The organism is Burkholderia catarinensis, assembly GCF_001883705.2.
GTDB classification, from domain to species: Bacteria; Pseudomonadota; Gammaproteobacteria; order Burkholderiales; family Burkholderiaceae; genus Burkholderia; species Burkholderia catarinensis.
The window spans coordinates 303,898-319,901 of record NZ_MDEQ02000001.1 but is presented as its reverse complement, the minus strand read 5'-3'; the positions used below and the strand labels follow the sequence as shown (position 1 = coordinate 319,901).

The window sequence follows — 16,004 nt, the reverse complement described above, 5'->3', positions numbered from 1 at the left end:
GAGTGGTGCCGGGGCGGAGGCGCCGCCCCGGCGGGCTATCAGCGCGTGATTTGCCGCATGAAGAAGATCGTCTGGATCGTCGGCAGCACCTGTTGCAGCACACGGTTGAACTGCACCGAGCTGGCCGTGCTGACGTAGACGACGTCGAGCGGCTGAAGCGGGAAGCGGCTCGACAGCATCAGCGCATCAGGCTGCGTCATGTCGAGACGGAACACTTCGGGCTTCGTCGGGTTGTCGCGCATCCCGCGCATCACGTAGATCTTGCGCGGGTTCGCGTCGGTGTCGAGGATCCCGCCGCCCGCCGTCAATGCGTCGGCGATGGTCAGCCTGCCCTTGAGCATCGGCACCGTGACCGGCGTCTTGACCTCGCCCATGATGAACACGCGGCTGTCGCTGCGGTCCGGCACGTTGACGATGTCGCCCGGCTGCAGCATCACGTTCTGCCGCACTTCGCCGCGATCGAGCACGCCGTTCGCGTCGAGCGTGTAGAGCTTGCCGTCACGCGTCAGGCGCACGCGCTGCAGGTCGGCCTCGTTGGTCGAGCCGCCCGAGCGCGAGATCGCGTCGACGAGCGTCAGCGGCACGTCGCTCACCGCGAGCGGGCCCGGCTGCTTCACCTCGCCCGTCACCTGCACCTTCTGGCTGCGGAACGACAGCACGCGCACGTCGAGCTGCGGATTCTTCACGTAGCGCGACAGGCTGGACGCCAGCTCCTCGCGGATCTGCGCAATCGTCTTGCCCGTCACGCGCAAGCGGCCGACGAACGGGAAGAAGATCGTGCCGTCGGAAGCCACTGTCTGGCCGTACGGATCGGCCTGGCCCGGCAGCGCGGTCGTATACGGCTGCTGCAGCGCACCCGCGACCGACTGCGTCGTGTTGCCGCCGCTCGAGAACGACTGGCCCTGCGGCGTCGTCAGCTCGGGGTGGTCCCACACGGTGACGCCGAGGATGTCCTGCGGGCCGACGCGGTACACGTACTGCGACGGATCGGTATAACGTCCCGGCGGCAGCGGATGGTCGACCTGTTGCTTCTGCAACTGGTCCATCACCACTTTGGCGTCGATGTAATGAACCGGATAGGTCTCGGCCGCTTCCTTCCGGCCTTCGTCCTTCAGGTTCGACGAGTCGAGGTAGTTGCCGGGGGCGGTTGCACAGGCTGACAGGAAAGTCGTCAGCGCGACGGCAAGCGCCACCGGGCGCATCGGGCGCATCGGGCGCATCGGGCGTTTCAGCATAATTTCTGTAGCCATCCTTGAACCAGACGTTCGATCAGTGAGTAGCTCTCGCGGTAATCGGCCTCGGGGCCGCCGTGCGGATCGGCAATTTCGGCCCCTTCCCACTTGCCGAGCAGGTGGACCTTGCCGCGCGCGAACGGATCGACCGATTCAACGGCCTTGATCTGTCTGCGCTCGCTGACGAGAATCAGGTCGGCATCGCGCACGATCCGGCGCGACAGCCGCCGCGAGCGATGGGTCGTCGCATCGACGCCCCGCTCGGCGAGCAGTTGCCGCATCACCGGATCGATGCCGTCGCCGTCGTTCGCATGCACGCCGGCCGAGTGAAACGTCGGGCGCGGGCCGCCGCGCGACGCGGCGTGCGACTTGAACAGCATTTCCGCCGCGGGGCTGCGGCAGACGTTCGCGTGGCAGACGATCAGGATGTTCCGGAACATGGCGTCTCGTAACGAATAACGGATTACGCGCTCGCGCGCGCCGTGCCCGGCACGCGGGCAGCGACGGCCTGGCGCGAGCCCGGCCGGCCGATCGGGTGGTATTCGATGCCCTGCTCGCTCATCGTCTCCGGCTCGTACAGGTTGCGGCCGTCGAAGATCACCGGCGTCTTCCACAGGCGGCCGAGCGCGATGAAGTCGGGGCTCTTGAAGGCCTTCCATTCGGTGACGATCACGAGCGCGTCGGCGTCGCGCGCGGCCTGCGCCTCGTCGTCGACGAAGCTCAGGCGCTCGAGCCAGCTCGGGTGATCGGCGAGATCGAGCGCGATCACGCGGCGCGCTTCCTGCTGCGCGACCGGATCGTATGCGGCGATGCGCGCGCCGCGCGACAGCAGCTCGGCGATCAGCTCGCGGCTCGGTGCCTCGCGCATGTCGTCGGTGTTCGGCTTGAACGCGAGACCCCAGATCGCGAACGTGCGGCCCGTCAGGTCCTCGCCGAAGCGCGCGACGATCTTGTCGGCGAGCACACGCTTTTGCGTGGCATTGACCGACGACACGGCCTTCAGGATCTGCAGTGCCTGCCCGTGCTCGTCGGCCGTGCGGATCAGCGCCTCGACGTCCTTCGGGAAGCACGAGCCGCCGTAGCCGCAGCCGGCATACAGGAAGTGATAGCCGATGCGCGGATCGGAGCCGATCCCGCGGCGCACGGCCTCGATGTCCGCGCCGAAGCGGTCGGCGAGGTTCGCCAGCTCGTTCATGAACGAGATACGCGTCGCGAGCATCGCGTTCGCCGCATACTTCGTGAACTCGGCCGAGCGCACGTCCATGTACAGCGTGCGTTCGTGGTTGCGGTTGAACGGCGCGTACAGCTTCTTCATCAGCTCACGGGCGCGCTCGCCCGGCACGTCGTCGTCGCAGCCGATCACGATGCGGTCCGGCCGCGTGAAATCGTCGACCGCCGCGCCTTCCTTCAGGAATTCCGGATTCGACACGACCGAGAACATCTGGTCGCCGCCGCGCTTCGCAAGCTCCTCGGCGACCGCCGCGCGCACGCGCTCGGCCGTGCCGACCGGCACCGTCGACTTGTCGACGATCACCTTGAAGCCGGTCATGTAGCGGCCGATGTTGCGCGCCGCCGCGAGCACGTATTGCAGGTCGGCCGAGCCGTCCTCGTCGGGCGGCGTGCCGACCGCGATGAACTGCACGTCGCCGTGCGCGACCGCGGCCTCGACGTCGGTCGAGAAGCGCAAGCGGCCGGCCGCGCGGTTGCGCGCGATGACTTCCTTGAGGCCCGGCTCATGGATCGGCACGCCGCCGCTGTTCAGGACGTCGATCTTCGCCTGGTCGACGTCGAGACAGAACACGTCGTGCCCGATGTCGGCAAGACAGGCGCCGGTGACAAGACCTACGTAACCGCTGCCGATGATAGTCAGATTCATGATGTGTCGGACCTCGTGACCAATGATTTGAAATTCGTAAAACCGGAATGCCTGCGTGGCATTGCGTCTCAAGAAACCGCCGGGCCGCCCCAGGTTTTCCGCCCCGCGGGAAGTCCCCTTGGGGGATCCCCATCGGGGGACCTCCTGGGGACACCTGTCAGTAAGCGTTGCTGCCGGTGAAGCCTTTCCAGAGCGTCAGCGCGACAATCTTGATGTCGAGCCAGAACGACCAGTTCTGCATGTAGTACAGATCGAGCTTCACGCGGCCCATCATCTTCTCGATCTGGTCGGTCTCGCCGCGATAGCCGTTGATCTGCGCCCACCCGGTGATGCCGGGCTTGATCCGGTAGCGGAACATGTAGCCCTTGACCAGATCCTTGTAGATGTCGTCGTGCGCAAGCGCATGCGGGCGCGGGCCGACGACCGACATCTCGCCCTTCAGCACGTTGATGAACTGCGGCAGCTCATCGAGGCTCGTGCGGCGCAGGAACCGGCCGACCGGCGTCACGCGCGTGTCGTTCTTGGTGGCCTGCGTGACTTGCCCGGCCACTTCCTGGTGCACCTTCATCGAGCGGAACTTGTAGATCTCGAACTCGTGCCCGTCGATGCCCTTGCGCTTCTGGCGGAAGAACACCGGCCCGCGCGACGTCAGCTTGATCAGGCCCGCGATCAACAGCATCACCGGCGCGAGCGCCGTGAGCGCCGCCAGCGCGAACAGCCGGTCGAACACGAACTTCGGCAGGATCCGCACGTCGGTGATCGGCGACGCCGCGAGGTTGATCGCCGGCACGCCGAGCACCTCGACCACTTCCTGGTTGAAGAACGACAGCGTGCGCACGTCCGGAATGAAACGGATATTCACGAAGTCATGGCGGAACACCGTGACGATGTGGTGAATCCGGCGCTCCTCCGAGACCGGCAGCGTGAGCCACAGCTCGCTGATCGCGCGGCTGCGCACCAGCCACACCAGCGATTCGAACTGCCGCTCGATGCGCACGTCGTCGAGCGCGACTTCACCCGGCACTTCGCTTTCGTCGTACACGCACACCGGGTTGAAGCCCGCTTCCGGCCGCGCCCGCATCTGCGCGATCAGCCGCCGCGCCGCCGGCGTGCCGCCGACGATCGCGACCGCCTTCAGGTTGTAGCCGCCGCGGCGCAGTTGCCGCAGCACCACGTGCACGCAGGCCTTCGAGCCGGCGAGCAGCGCCATCGTCACGAGCGCCCAGTAACCCAGCCACAGCCGCGACAGGTCGCCCGACTGGTGAAAGCTGAAGCTCATCAGGATGCCCGCGAGCTCGACCACGAGCCACGCGAACGCAACGCGCCCCACCAGCCCGACGAGACGCTTGCCGCGCCACGACTGGTAAATGCCGATGGCCGGAAAGAACACGACGACGAGCAGGCAGTCGAACAGCACCGTCGTGCGCTGCAGGTCGTTGAGCCAGATGCTGCCGTCGTGCAGCGCGGCGGCGATCAGCGCCCCCGTCACGACCATCGCGATATCGATGACTCTCGCCAGCACGCTCAACATGTCTGCTTCCTCTTTGAACAGGCGTTTGCCGAACAGCTCCTTGTACGACCCGTGCCGCACATTCGATTCAAACGTTGCATGACGCTATTGAAGCGACAAGAAAATTCCTCCTCAAGCGGACAAGTATTTCGAAAAATAATCGGAAATTATTGCCGCGATGTTTTCGAATTAAATCGGCACGTTTTCCCGAATTGGTCGGGAATCGAGTAGTTTTCGGAAACTTTATGTTCGCCGCCGGCCCTTTGCAGGCACGCCACTGGCATCAATGCCCGGAATTATTTTTTATTTTTTTATTTGCGTCCGATGCTGTCTCGGAAATTCTTGCAGATGAATGCCTGGCGAATATCGGGCAATCGGCCCGGTTTTATTGTCGATTTACTTCATGCTACAACGACAGGCACTGACTTCAACCGTGGAGAGTGTCATCATGAATGCTCCGGCCGTGGCTGCCGAAACGCGCCATTCTTCTTCCGCCGCACCCGCCGCCGGCACGCGCCTTGCCGTGCAGCCGGTGATTCTTGCCGGCGGTTCCGGCACGCGTCTGTGGCCGATGTCGCGCGAACGTTTTCCGAAACAGCTGATCGGCCTGCTCGGCGATCATTCGCTGCTGCAGTCGACCGCGCTGCGCCTCGACGGCCTGACGGCCGATCTCGCACTGAACGACGACGTGCTGATCGTGTGCGGCGAGGATCACCGCTTCACGACCGCCGAACAACTGCGCCTGACGGCCAAGCGCGCGACGATCATGCTCGAGCCGCTCGGCCGCGACACCGCGCCCGCGCTGACGCTCGCCGCGCTGCGGCTCGTCGCCGACGGTAACGATGCCGTGATGACCGTGATGCCGGCCGACCATGCGGTCGCCGACCTGCCGCGCTTCCACGCGGCCGTCGCGGCCGGCGTGCACTGCGCGGCACAAGGCAAGATCGCGACGATGGGGATCGTGCCCAAGCATGCCGAAACGGGGTACGGCTACATCCGCGTCGGCGCGCCGCTCGGCGACGCCGCGACCGGCAGCCTCGACGTGCGCCGCCTCGACCGTTTCGTCGAGAAGCCGCATCTCGAACTTGCGCAGCAGTACGTCGCATCGGGCGAATACTGGTGGAACAGCGGGATCTTCATCGTTCGCGCATCGGTGTGGCTGAAAGCGATCCGCCAGCTCGAACCGGCGATCTACGCGGCCTGCGAACAGGCCGTCGCGCAGGGCAAGGACGATGGCGACTTCTTCCGCGTCGATCGCGAAGCGTTCGCCGCGTCGCCGTCGAACTCGATCGACTACGCGGTGATGGAGCCGCTCGCGAGCCTGCCGCAACTGTGCGAGAGCGTCGTCGTGCCGCTCGACGCGGGCTGGTCGGACGTCGGCTCGTGGGACGCGATCTGGCAGATCTCGCCGAAGGACGATGCCGAGAACGTCGGCCGCGGCCACGTGCTGTTCGAAGACGCCGAATCGACGTTCGCGCATTCGGAAAGCCGGCTCGTCGCCTGCGTCGGCACGCAGAACCTCGTCGTCGTCGAAACGCCCGACGCCGTGCTCGTCGCGGACAAGTCACGCGTGCAGGACGTGAAGAAAATCGTCGGGCGCATCAAGGCGCAACGCGGCGCGGAAGCGACCGATCACCGCAAGGTGCATCGCCCGTGGGGCCACTACGACTCGATCGACACGGGCGAGCGCTTCCAGGTGAAACGCATCGTCGTGAAGCCGGGCGCGCAACTGTCGCTGCAGATGCACCACCACCGCGCCGAACACTGGATCGTCGTGCGCGGCACCGCGCGCATCACGCGCGGCGACGAAACGTTCCTGCTGTCCGAAAACGAATCGACGTACATCCCGCTCGGCGTATCGCACCGCCTGGAGAACCCGGGCATGATGCCGCTCGAGCTGATCGAAGTGCAGTCGGGTGCCTATCTCGGCGAGGACGACATCGTCCGCTTCGACGATACCTACGGCCGCAAGTGACGCATCAAGCGCCGGGGGCGCCGCTTCGACGGCGGCGCCCCCGGGCGAGGCAGGCATGGACAGACGGGATTTCCGCGCGGGCGCCGTGGCACACGGCGGCCCGCGCATTGCATTGAAACGGCGATCAACCTACGCGGTACGCGTATTCGCGGCGTTCCGACTGCACCGGATCGTTGCGGCTTTCGGACAGCGCGCCCGCGTGACGCTCGGCGATGAAGCGCTTGATGTCCGACTCCGCACGCGCCAGCGCGGACAGGCCGGCCAGCACCTCGCCTTGCGGCTCGCGCGCCGGCGCGCCGCTCGCACCGTGGCGGTCGATCCACTGACGCGCCCAGTCGAGCGCGAACTGCTCGGCTTCCTCGGCATCGGTGAAGCGCGGGCCGATGAGGCCCGAGCGTTCGACGCGCCGATCGTCCTGCGAGATCTCGGCCCAGGCGCGATACATCAGGTTCTGCACCGGCTGCGCGATGCCGCTGATCGTATAGCCGCGATATTCGTCGACTTGCGGGTCGGCCGCGGCAAAGCTCGCCGACGACGCACGCGCATGACGCAGTTCCGCCGCCGGCGCACCGGGCACCACGAACGACACATCCGACCGGTCGACCCTTTCGTCGCCCGGCATCGCGCTCACCGACGCGCCCTCGCCCTCCCAAACGTTTGCCTGAGCGACCGGCAATTGCCACGACTCGGGGTTTTGCCAGAACACGCCGCGCAAGCGATCGTTATCGGGTACGGGCTCCGCGCGGCGCGCGGGAACGACCGGCACCGGCGGCGGCGGAACATACGCGAACGTGCGCCCGCTGAACTGGGTCAGCACATCGATCATCTGCAGCAGCGTGCCGCTCGCGAGCCACTCTTCGTAGCGGCGACGGCACGTCGGCCCGGACGGGTAACGGCCGGGCAGCTTGGACCAGGCTTCACCGGTCGTCAGGATCCAGAGCACCGCGTTGGCAACGACGCGCGGTTCTGCTCGTGGACGCCCACGGCGGTTCAGCCGGATGGGTTCATCGGCGATCAGCGTTGAAAGACGAAACCACTCTTCATCGTTAAGCTCATCGAAGAACATAGTAATTTCTCCACGCAGCCAGGCCGGGGCTGCGATTGGCGGCGCCATCGCGACACATCGCGTCGCGGGGCGGCCCGGTTGCACATTATGTTTATCCGGCGTTGTGCATGCCGGCGCGACACCGCACTTTCACGGTGCCGCGATTCCCGGCAATGGCGCACAAATCGCGGTCTCACTCCAATGTGGGAATTTTTGTGCACGAAGCATACCATCCTCAGGGTTTATCTCAATATGACAATGACTTAATGTTACGCACTGAAACAACCTGCCATGGATGCGTAATCAATTTATGCATGAATTTTTTTGCGAGATCTTTATGCCCGCCGCCGCAAAGGCCCGTGTGACGGGGCTCTACAAGGTATGAAGAATGCCCGCCAGCGGGCCTTTTCGGGCTGTTCCGACCCCTGCCGGCAACAATCCCCGGAATTGCTGCTAGATATCGGTAAATCAGGGGAAATTTCGTAACAAGATATTCACGAATCGGTAAATCATTCGAATTCCGCTCGATTTAATTATCTCCGTGCACAATCTTTTTATTGTTTCTCTGCGAGTGATGAAAGCACGGTGACGCGCGATGCACATTCTTTCCCCGCACGCAAATTCGTGACGCTTGTTACATCTTCGCCGCGACGGGCGAGCGGCAGCGCCGCAGCGCGTGCGGAAACCCTGTTTCGGGTCGAAACGGAAAAACGGAATCCGATGCGCAGCCGCGCAGCGGCCGTGTCAGCGCAGATCGCCGGCCAGCGAAGCGGTCACGTCGGCATCCACGCGCTGCGGCGGCATCGTGTAGGCCGGGTGATCGCAGCCGATCGACAGCGCCGCCCCGCCCTTGAGCGCCGCGCGCATCGGCGCGCCGAGCTCGAAGCGCACGAAGTGCACGGCCGACGTCTTCTCGGCGGTATCGCGCTCGAGATCCTCGTCGGCGACCGCGTAGACGCTCGCGTGCCCGTCGACCTGCAGGTACACGCGATCCTCGACACCGACCAGCCGCGAGAGCGCCGCGCGCCGCTCGACCTCGTGCTCGTATTCGATCTGCATCGTCGCCTTCAGGTTGGTGCCGTCGGGCACCAGCGGCAGGTACGCTTCCAGCTCCCCTTCGATGCCCGCCTGGTCGAAGATCTTCTCGATGTGCAGCATCTCCTGGATCTGGTAGCGGATCGTCGTCTCGTCCTCGAACAGGAAGCGCAGGTGGTTGCCGAGCGCCACCGCGCGGCGGCGCTTGTACGCGACGAGTCGCGCGTGTTCGGTCCTGCGGATCTTCGCGTACGCTTCGAGCGTCAGCAGGGAGTCGCGGGTCAGCGTCATGGGATGTCCTCGTGGGTGGCATCGGCTCAGATGCCGTATGCGCGGCGCAGCAGCGTGAGCGGATGCGCGAGCGGCGCCGGCGGCAGCCCCTTCTCGTCGATGCCCTGCACGATGTGATGGCCGGCGAGCGCGCAATCGGACGACACGAAATCCGGCTTCGGTTCGGCCATCGCCTTGAACACGGGCGCGCCGATCCGCATCGCGTCCGCGTGGAATTCCTTCTTCACGCCGAACGTGCCCGCATGGCCCGAGCAGCGCTCGACGACATTCACGCGCGTATCGGGCACGAGCGACAGCGCGTCGGCCGTCTTGCGGCCGATGTTCTGCACGCGCGCATGGCACGGCACGTGATACGACACGGTGCCGAGGCCGGTCTTGAAATCGGTCTTCAGCAACCCGTCGCGATGCCGCGCGATCACGTATTCGAACGGATCCCAGAATGCGTCGGCCACCGCGCGCACGGCTTCGTCGCCGGGGAACATCAGCGGCAGTTCGCTCTTGTACATCAGCACGCAGCTCGGAATCGCGCCGATCAGCGCATAGCCTTCGCGCGCATAGCGTTCGAGCACGGGCACGTTCACGGCCTTCTTCGCAGCAACGCCGGCGAGGTTGCCCTGCTCGAGCAGCGGCATCCCGCAGCAGGCTTCGCGCGTGACGAGTTCGTACGGGATGTCGTTGTGCGCGAGGATCGCGAGCAGGTCGTGGCCGATGCCCGGCTCGTTGAAATTCACGTAGCACGTCGCGTAGATCGCGACCTTGCCTGGCGTGCGTTCGCCGTCGCGCGCGGGCGGGTTGTCCGAGCGCCGCGCGGCGCGCCGGAACTTGCGCGGCGCGAACTCCGGCAGCCACGCGTTGCGATCGACGCCGAGCGCCGCTTCGAGCGCATGGCGCGCGGGCGGCGTGCGGTTCACCGCGTTCACCGCCTGCGTGACGATCGGAATGCCCGCGAAGTGGCCGAGCGCGTCGGTGTTCGACAGCACCTTGTCGCGCAGCGTCGCTTCGCCGCGCTTGTAGCGCGCGGCCTTGCCGCGCAGCATCAGGTGCGGGAAGTCGACGTTCCATGCATGCGGCGGCACGTACGGGCATTTCGTCATGTAGCAGAGGTCGCACAGATAGCACTGGTCGACGACCTTGCCGAACGCTGCCTTCGGCACTTCCTCGATGTCGCCCATCGGCGTGTCGTCGACCAGGTCGAACAGCGCCGGAAACGCGCCGCACAGCGACACGCAGCGCCGGCATCCGGCGCAGATGTCGAACACGCGCGTCATTTCCGCATCGATCGCGGCCTGGTCGTAGAACGCTTCGGACTGCCAGTCGAGCGGATGCCGGGTGGGGGCTTCGAGACTGCCTTCCTTGTGGGGCATGGGGCGCTCCAGCGTGGCGCGCATGCGCGCGAACCCGCCGCCCGCGCGATGCGGGCAGCGATGAACGAACAGCCGGCCGCTTGCCGGTCACACGAGCGGGCCGTGCGTCCCGTCAGTCGACGAGACTGTCCAGCGCCTTCGTATAGCGGTTCGCGTGGCTGCGTTCGGCCTTCGCGAGCGTTTCGAACCAGTTCGCGATTTCGTCGAAGCCTTCGTCGCGCGCCGCCTTCGCCATGCCTGGATACATGTCGGTGTATTCGTGCGTTTCGCCGGCGATCGCCGCTTGGAGATTCAGCCGCGATGAACCGAACGGCAAGCCCGTTGCCGGATCGCCGACGGCTTCCAGATATTCGAGATGGCCGTGCGCATGGCCGGTTTCGCCTTCGGCGGTCGAGCGGAACAGCGCGGCGATGTCGTTCTGGCCTTCGACGTCAGCCTTCGAAGCGAAATACAGATAGCGCCGGTTCGCCTGCGATTCGCCTGCGAATGCGGCCTTCAGGTTCTCTTCGGTTTTGCTGCCCTTGAGTTGAGCCATTTGCGCCTCCGTTCGGATCGGCGCGGCCGCGTGCGAAGCGGGGCCGATGATGATTGTGGGGAACGATGCGTTTGCCTGGGGGCGCGCATCGTGCTCTTTAATCTAGGCGCTGGCGTTCGCATCCCCCAATAGGCTTTTTCAATGCGGGCGATAGTGCCGGGCGGGAGGCGGGGATCGTCGGGCGGGTGGATTCGGCGCGCGGGGCAGCGCGCTCACGGGCGCATCATGCGTCACGCATCCATCGCGCGCCTGAGCAGCAATTCGCGTTCGCGCTCGTTGCGCGTCAGTTCCGCCGCGCGGCGGAACTCCATCTTGGCCTCGTCGGCGCGGCCAAGCTTCGCCAGCAGGTCGCCGCGCACGCTCGGCAGCCAGTGATAGCGCGCGAGCGCGGGATCGTCGCGCAGCGCGTCGACGAGTTCGAGCGCCGCGGCCGGCCCGAACGCCATCCCCACGGCCACCGCGCGATTGAGCTCGACGACGGGCGACGGCGCGACTTCCGCGAGCGCGTCATACAGTGCGACGATCTGCGCCCAGTCCGTATCCGACGCCTGGCGCGCACGCGCATGGCAGGCGGCCAGCGCGGCCTGCAGCGCATACGGCCCGCGCACGCCGCCAAGCTTCGTCGCCCGCTCGAGCGCCGCGAGGCCGCGGCGGATCAGCAGCGGATCCCAGCGGCTGCGGTCCTGGTCGAGCAGCAGCACGGGCCGGCCCTGCGCATCGGTGCGCGCATGCATGCGCGACGCCTGCAGTTCCATCAGCGCGACGAGCCCGAGCACTTCGCTCTCGTCCGGCGCGAGCCCGGCCAGTACGCGGCCGAGCCGCAACGCCTCGTCGCACAGCGCCGGACGTGTCCAGTCGTCGCCCGCGGTCGCCGCATGCCCTTCGTTGAACACGAGGTAGATCACTTCGAGCACCGACGCGAGCCGCGCGGGCCGCGCATCGGCGGCCGGCACCTCGAACGGCACGTGCGCCGCCGCGAGCGTGCGCTTCGCGCGCACGATCCGCTGCGCGATCGTCGGCTCGGGCGTCAGGAACGCACGCGCGATCTCGCCCGTGGTCAACCCGCCGAGCAGCCGCAGCGTCAGCGCGACGCGCGCATCGGTCGACAGCACCGGATGGCACGACGTGAAGATCAGCCGGAGCAGGTCGTCGCCGATGTCGTCGTCGCTCGCGTCGGCGAGCGCATCCGCGATGTCGGGGACGACATGCGCTTCGAGCGCATCCATCTCGTGGCCGAGCTGGTCGCGCTTCGCCGCATGGAGCGACTCCTGCCGGACGCGGTCGAGCGCGCGACGCTTGACGGCCGTCATCAGCCACGCGGCCGGGTTGTCGGGCACGCCGTCGACGGGCCAGTGCTCGAGCGCCGCGACGAGCGTGTCCTGCGCCAGCTCCTCGGCCACGCCGACGTCGCGCACCACGCGCGCGGCGCGCGCGATGATCTTCGGCGCCTCGATCCGCCAGACCGCTTCGATCGCACGGTGAGTCGCCTCACGCGTCACGACGCCTGCCCCTGGGTGGACGCGTCCTGCGCCATGTACATCAGCTCCCATGCATGGCCGTCAGGATCGGCGAAGCTGTGGCCGTACATGCCCGGGTATTCCATCGGCGGACGCGGTGCGGCACCGCCCGCCGCAAGCGCCTTCGCGACGACCGCGTCGACTTCGGCACGGCTTTCGCACGACAGGCACGACAACACCTGCACGTGCGTCGCCGGATCGACGATGGTCTTGTCGGTGAAGGTCTGGAAAAACGGCCGCACGAGCAGCATCGCGAAGATCGCGTCGCTGATCTTGAGGCAGGCGGCCTGGTCGTTGGTATAGGCCGGCACGACCTCGAAGCCGAGCGCCTGGTAGAACGTCTTCGCGCGCGGCAGGTCGGCCACGGGCAGGTTGATGAAAACCATCTTGTGCATGACGGGTGCTCCCGGTGAGGTTGGATTCGGGTGGGAATTCAGGCGTTGGTGCGGCCGACGTGGAGATCGCGGAACCGCTCGACCGCGTCGCTCGGCGTGAGGTCGTCGAGTTCGAACAGCGGCCGCACCTCGATCTCGCAATCCATCTCGGCGCCGAACGGCGCGGGGAACCGGCGCGTCCATTCGAGCGCCTCGTCGCGCGAACGCACCTGGATCAGCGTATAGCCGGCGATCAGTTCCTTCGTTTCGGCGAACGGGCCGTCGACCACCGCGCCCTTGCCGCCCGTGTAGCGCACGCGCCAGCCGCGCGCGCTCGGCCGCAGCCCGTTCGCGTCGAGCAGCACGCCGGCCCTGGCCAGTTCCTCGTGATAGACCGTCATGGCCTCGACCAGCCGGTTGTCCGGCAACGCGTCGGATTCGCTGACGGCGTTGGCCCGGATCATGATCATGAATCGCATCGTTCACTCCTTGTCGTCGGTGGAAGGAGGCGCCCGTTCATCGGTGCCTTATCCGGACGACGGGCAGAAGACGGCCGGATCGACACGCGCCACCACAAATCAGGGTAAATACCGAGTCGCGGCAGTCACAGGAAGCACGGGCCGACCGCGCGCACCTCGACCGTGCACCATTGCGCGGCCGGGCACTGGCGCGCGATCTCGATCGCTTCTTCGCGCGTGTCGACATCGACGAGGAAGAAGCCGCCGACCATTTCCTTCGCCTCCGCGAACGGGCCGTCGAGCAGGCGCGTCTCGCCGTCGCGCACCTGCACGCGCGTGCCGCGCTCGGAGCGCTCCAGCGACTCGACGCCGCGCAGCACGCCGCGCGCCTTCAGCGTCTCGGCGAAATCGACCATCCGTGCATACAGCGCCTGACCTTCGTCGAGCGTGCGTTCGGCGCGCTGATCGGTCGGTTCGACAATCAACAGCATGTAAGACATGGACTTCTCCTGTGGGAACGGGCGCGGCAGCGTTCGCTGCGCGATCGGGTTCGGCGCCCGGTGCGAAAGCGTAACAGCCGGCAGGCGGCCTGCCTGCATCGCTGGCCATCCGGCTCTGGCCGAACGGCCAATTCGGCCGATTCCCGACATTTTGACGTCAAGATGCCTGCCCGAACCGTCGGATTTTCTTCCAGGGATCATTCCATGTCACGCCTGCTTCCGCCGCTTGCCGTCGCGCCCACCGTTGCGCTACTCGTCGCCCTCTCCGCCCCGCCGGCCGCGGGCGTGCTGCCGGTCAGCGCTGGCTGCGGCGGCGCGACCACCGCGATCGCCGACCTCCGCAGCGCCGCCGGCCCGTCGCCGCTGGCCGGTCAAACGACCTCGATCGAAGCCGTCGTCACCGCGGCGTTCGGCGGCGCCGACGGCCTCGGCGGCTTCTTCGTCCAGCAGGCCGACGCGCAGCGACTGCGCAGGCCGGGCGTCCCGGAAGGCCTGTTCGTGTACGCGCCGAAGGTGCCTGCAAACGCCGGCGATCTCGTGCATCTCACCGGCACGGTCGACGAGAAATACGGCCGGACGCAATTCACGCTGTCGGGCGGCATGGCCGTCTGCGCACGCGGGCAGACGGTCACGCCGGCGACGCTCACGCTGCCGGTCGCGACGCCTGCCGTGCTGGCCGCGCACGAAGCCATGCGGGTGCGCCTGCCGCAAATGCTGACGGTCAGCGACACGCACGAACTCGGCCGCTACGGCAGCCTCTTGCTCAGCAATGGCCGGCTGCGCATCCCGACCCACGTCGCGCCGCCGGCCGAAGCCGCCGCATACGCGGCAGCCAACGCGCGCAACCGCATCGTGCTCGACGACGGCTCGAACCGCCGCGATCCCGCGACCATCCGCTATCCGCCGCCCGCGCTGAGCGCCGCCAACACGCTGCGCGCGGGCTACACCGTGCGCGGCGTCGAAGGCGTGCTCGAACTGCGCCATGGCGCGTGGCGGCTGCAACCGATCGCCGGCGCGGCGCCGGTGTTCGACGCCGCGGCGAACCCGCGTACCGATGCACCGGCCCGGCATCCCGACGCCGACGTGCGCATCGCGTCGTTCAATGTATTCAACTATTTCAACGGCGACGGCCATGGCGGCGGATTCGACGCGCCGGCCAACCGCGGCGCGAAAACGCCCGCCGTGTTCGCACGGCAGGAAGCGAAGATCGTCGCGGCCTTGCGCGCGCTGCGCGCCGACGTGGTCGGGCTGATGGAAATCGCGAACAACGGCCACGGCGACGCGAGCGCCGTGCGGCGTCTCGCCGCGCAGCTTGGCGACGGCTGGCGCGCGGTCGATCCCGGCACCGCACGGCTCGGCCGCGACACGATCGCGGTCGCGCTGCTGTACGACAGCCGCGCGGTCGCGCCGGTCGGGCGCGCCGCCACCGTCGCGCTCGGCGGCCGGCACCGCCCGCCGCTCGCGCAGACGTTCCGGCGCGTCGGCGGCGCACGCGCGTTCACGGTCGCGGTCAATCACCTGAAGTCGAAGAACTGCCCGAACGCGACCGGCGCCGATCGCGACCAGTCGGATGGTCAGGGCTGCTGGAATGCGGCGCGCACGCTGGCGGCCACGCGCGTCGCCGACTGGCTCGCCACGTCGCCGACGGGCGCCGCGGCCGACGGCGCGCTGCTGATCGGCGACCTGAACAGCTATGCGAAGGAAGATCCGCTTCGCGCGCTCGAAGCGCGCGGCTACGCGAACCTGGTTTCCCGCTTCGTCGGCGATGCTGCGTACAGCTACGTATTTCGCGGCGAAGCGGGCAACCTCGACCACGCGCTCGCCACGCCGGCCCTCGCGGCGCGCGTGAAGGCCGTGCACGTCTGGCACATCAATGCCGACGAACCGGTTGCATTGCAACCCGTGCCCGATTACAAAACGCCCGCGCAACGATCGTCTTATTACGCACCCGACGCGTACCGCTCGTCCGACCACGATCCCGTGATCATCGACGTCGCGCTTGGCGACAGCGGCACGTTGCCTGCCCCGGGCACGAACCGTGCTCGTCGATATAGCGTCGAATAGTGCATTTGCATCACCAAAAGTCCCGCAACGGCACTATTTACCTGGCGACCCTGGCGACGCCATATTTACCGGACTTTCACTTCGTCCCGCTGCCCGATACGCCGCTTCGCCTGAAACGCGAATTTTTTTCAACCGCCACGCCGCCCCGCACGACGGGGCTTCGCGGCGATCCTGCCAACGAATTGAAAATTTGTCTCGAAACTCAATTGGGCCAAGTGAATCACATCA

At 66.8% G+C, this 16,004-nt stretch carries 14 protein-coding genes; 2 read left to right on the top strand and 12 right to left on the bottom strand.

What is annotated here, in order from left to right; translation table 11 throughout:
• Window positions 1-38: 38 nt before the first annotated feature.
• The 4 genes from BFF94_RS01400 to BFF94_RS01385 all read right to left on the bottom strand — a co-directional run bounded on the left by BFF94_RS01400 (window position 39) and on the right by BFF94_RS01385 (window position 4,639).
• A complete protein-coding gene (locus BFF94_RS01400; protein ID WP_128841785.1) occupies window positions 39-1,250 on the bottom strand; it encodes a polysaccharide biosynthesis/export family protein in 1,212 nt (403 codons plus the stop codon).
• Window positions 1,229-1,672 (bottom strand): low molecular weight protein-tyrosine-phosphatase, encoded by a 444-nt coding sequence (locus tag BFF94_RS01395; protein ID WP_128841786.1) that lies wholly within the window; start codon window positions 1,670-1,672, stop codon window positions 1,229-1,231. Before BFF94_RS01395 ends, BFF94_RS01400 begins: the two co-directional genes overlap by 22 nt.
• Before the next feature lie 23 nt (window positions 1,673-1,695).
• On the bottom strand, window positions 1,696-3,108 hold the full coding sequence (locus BFF94_RS01390) for a UDP-glucose dehydrogenase family protein (RefSeq protein ID WP_128841787.1): 1,413 nt from the start codon (window positions 3,106-3,108) through the stop codon (window positions 1,696-1,698).
• 157 nt (window positions 3,109-3,265) lie between these two features.
• Window positions 3,266-4,639 carry an undecaprenyl-phosphate glucose phosphotransferase gene (locus BFF94_RS01385; RefSeq protein ID WP_128841788.1) on the bottom strand — a complete coding sequence of 458 codons (1,374 nt, stop codon included), beginning with the start codon at window positions 4,637-4,639 and terminating at the stop codon, window positions 3,266-3,268.
• 427 nt (window positions 4,640-5,066) lie between these two features.
• On the opposite strand from BFF94_RS01385, the gene BFF94_RS01380 reads away from it, so the two are divergent.
• The gene (locus BFF94_RS01380) at window positions 5,067-6,593 is read left to right on the top strand and encodes a mannose-1-phosphate guanylyltransferase/mannose-6-phosphate isomerase (RefSeq protein WP_128841789.1); all 1,527 of its coding nucleotides are present in this window, start codon (window positions 5,067-5,069) and stop codon (window positions 6,591-6,593) included.
• A gap of 124 nt (window positions 6,594-6,717) precedes the next feature.
• Here BFF94_RS01380 and BFF94_RS01375 read toward each other — a convergent pair whose 3' ends face one another.
• The 8 genes from BFF94_RS01375 to BFF94_RS01340 all read right to left on the bottom strand — a co-directional run bounded on the left by BFF94_RS01375 (window position 6,718) and on the right by BFF94_RS01340 (window position 13,712).
• Window positions 6,718-7,659 (bottom strand): DUF6566 family protein, encoded by a 942-nt coding sequence (locus BFF94_RS01375; protein WP_128841790.1) that lies wholly within the window; start codon window positions 7,657-7,659, stop codon window positions 6,718-6,720.
• Between the two features lie 723 nt (window positions 7,660-8,382).
• Window positions 8,383-8,964 carry a DUF3501 family protein gene (locus BFF94_RS01370; RefSeq protein WP_128841792.1) on the bottom strand — a complete coding sequence of 194 codons (582 nt, stop codon included), beginning with the start codon at window positions 8,962-8,964 and terminating at the stop codon, window positions 8,383-8,385.
• Between the two features lie 26 nt (window positions 8,965-8,990).
• Window positions 8,991-10,328 (bottom strand): heterodisulfide reductase-related iron-sulfur binding cluster, encoded by a 1,338-nt coding sequence (locus BFF94_RS01365; protein ID WP_128841793.1) that lies wholly within the window; start codon window positions 10,326-10,328, stop codon window positions 8,991-8,993.
• Between the two features lie 112 nt (window positions 10,329-10,440).
• Window positions 10,441-10,863, bottom strand: coding sequence for a rubrerythrin family protein (locus BFF94_RS01360; RefSeq protein ID WP_128841794.1), 423 nt, complete (start codon window positions 10,861-10,863; stop codon window positions 10,441-10,443).
• 230 nt (window positions 10,864-11,093) lie between these two features.
• Window positions 11,094-12,362: an RNA polymerase sigma factor gene (locus tag BFF94_RS01355; protein WP_128841795.1), complete on the bottom strand. Its 1,269-nt coding sequence runs from the start codon at window positions 12,360-12,362 to the stop codon at window positions 11,094-11,096.
• Window positions 12,359-12,775 (bottom strand): VOC family protein, encoded by a 417-nt coding sequence (locus BFF94_RS01350; protein ID WP_128841796.1) that lies wholly within the window; start codon window positions 12,773-12,775, stop codon window positions 12,359-12,361. The genes BFF94_RS01355 and BFF94_RS01350 overlap by 4 nt, the downstream gene beginning before the upstream one ends.
• A gap of 38 nt (window positions 12,776-12,813) precedes the next feature.
• On the bottom strand, window positions 12,814-13,233 hold the full coding sequence (locus BFF94_RS01345; RefSeq protein ID WP_219138873.1) for a YciI family protein: 420 nt from the start codon (window positions 13,231-13,233) through the stop codon (window positions 12,814-12,816).
• Window positions 13,234-13,358: 125 nt separating this feature from the next.
• On the bottom strand, window positions 13,359-13,712 hold the full coding sequence (locus BFF94_RS01340) for a YciI family protein (RefSeq protein ID WP_034185206.1): 354 nt from the start codon (window positions 13,710-13,712) through the stop codon (window positions 13,359-13,361).
• Between the two features lie 204 nt (window positions 13,713-13,916).
• Here BFF94_RS01340 and BFF94_RS01335 point away from each other — a divergent pair, with 204 nt between their 5' ends.
• The gene (locus BFF94_RS01335; RefSeq protein WP_219138872.1) at window positions 13,917-15,776 is read left to right on the top strand and encodes an ExeM/NucH family extracellular endonuclease; all 1,860 of its coding nucleotides are present in this window, start codon (window positions 13,917-13,919) and stop codon (window positions 15,774-15,776) included.
• Window positions 15,777-16,004 lie beyond the last annotated feature (228 nt).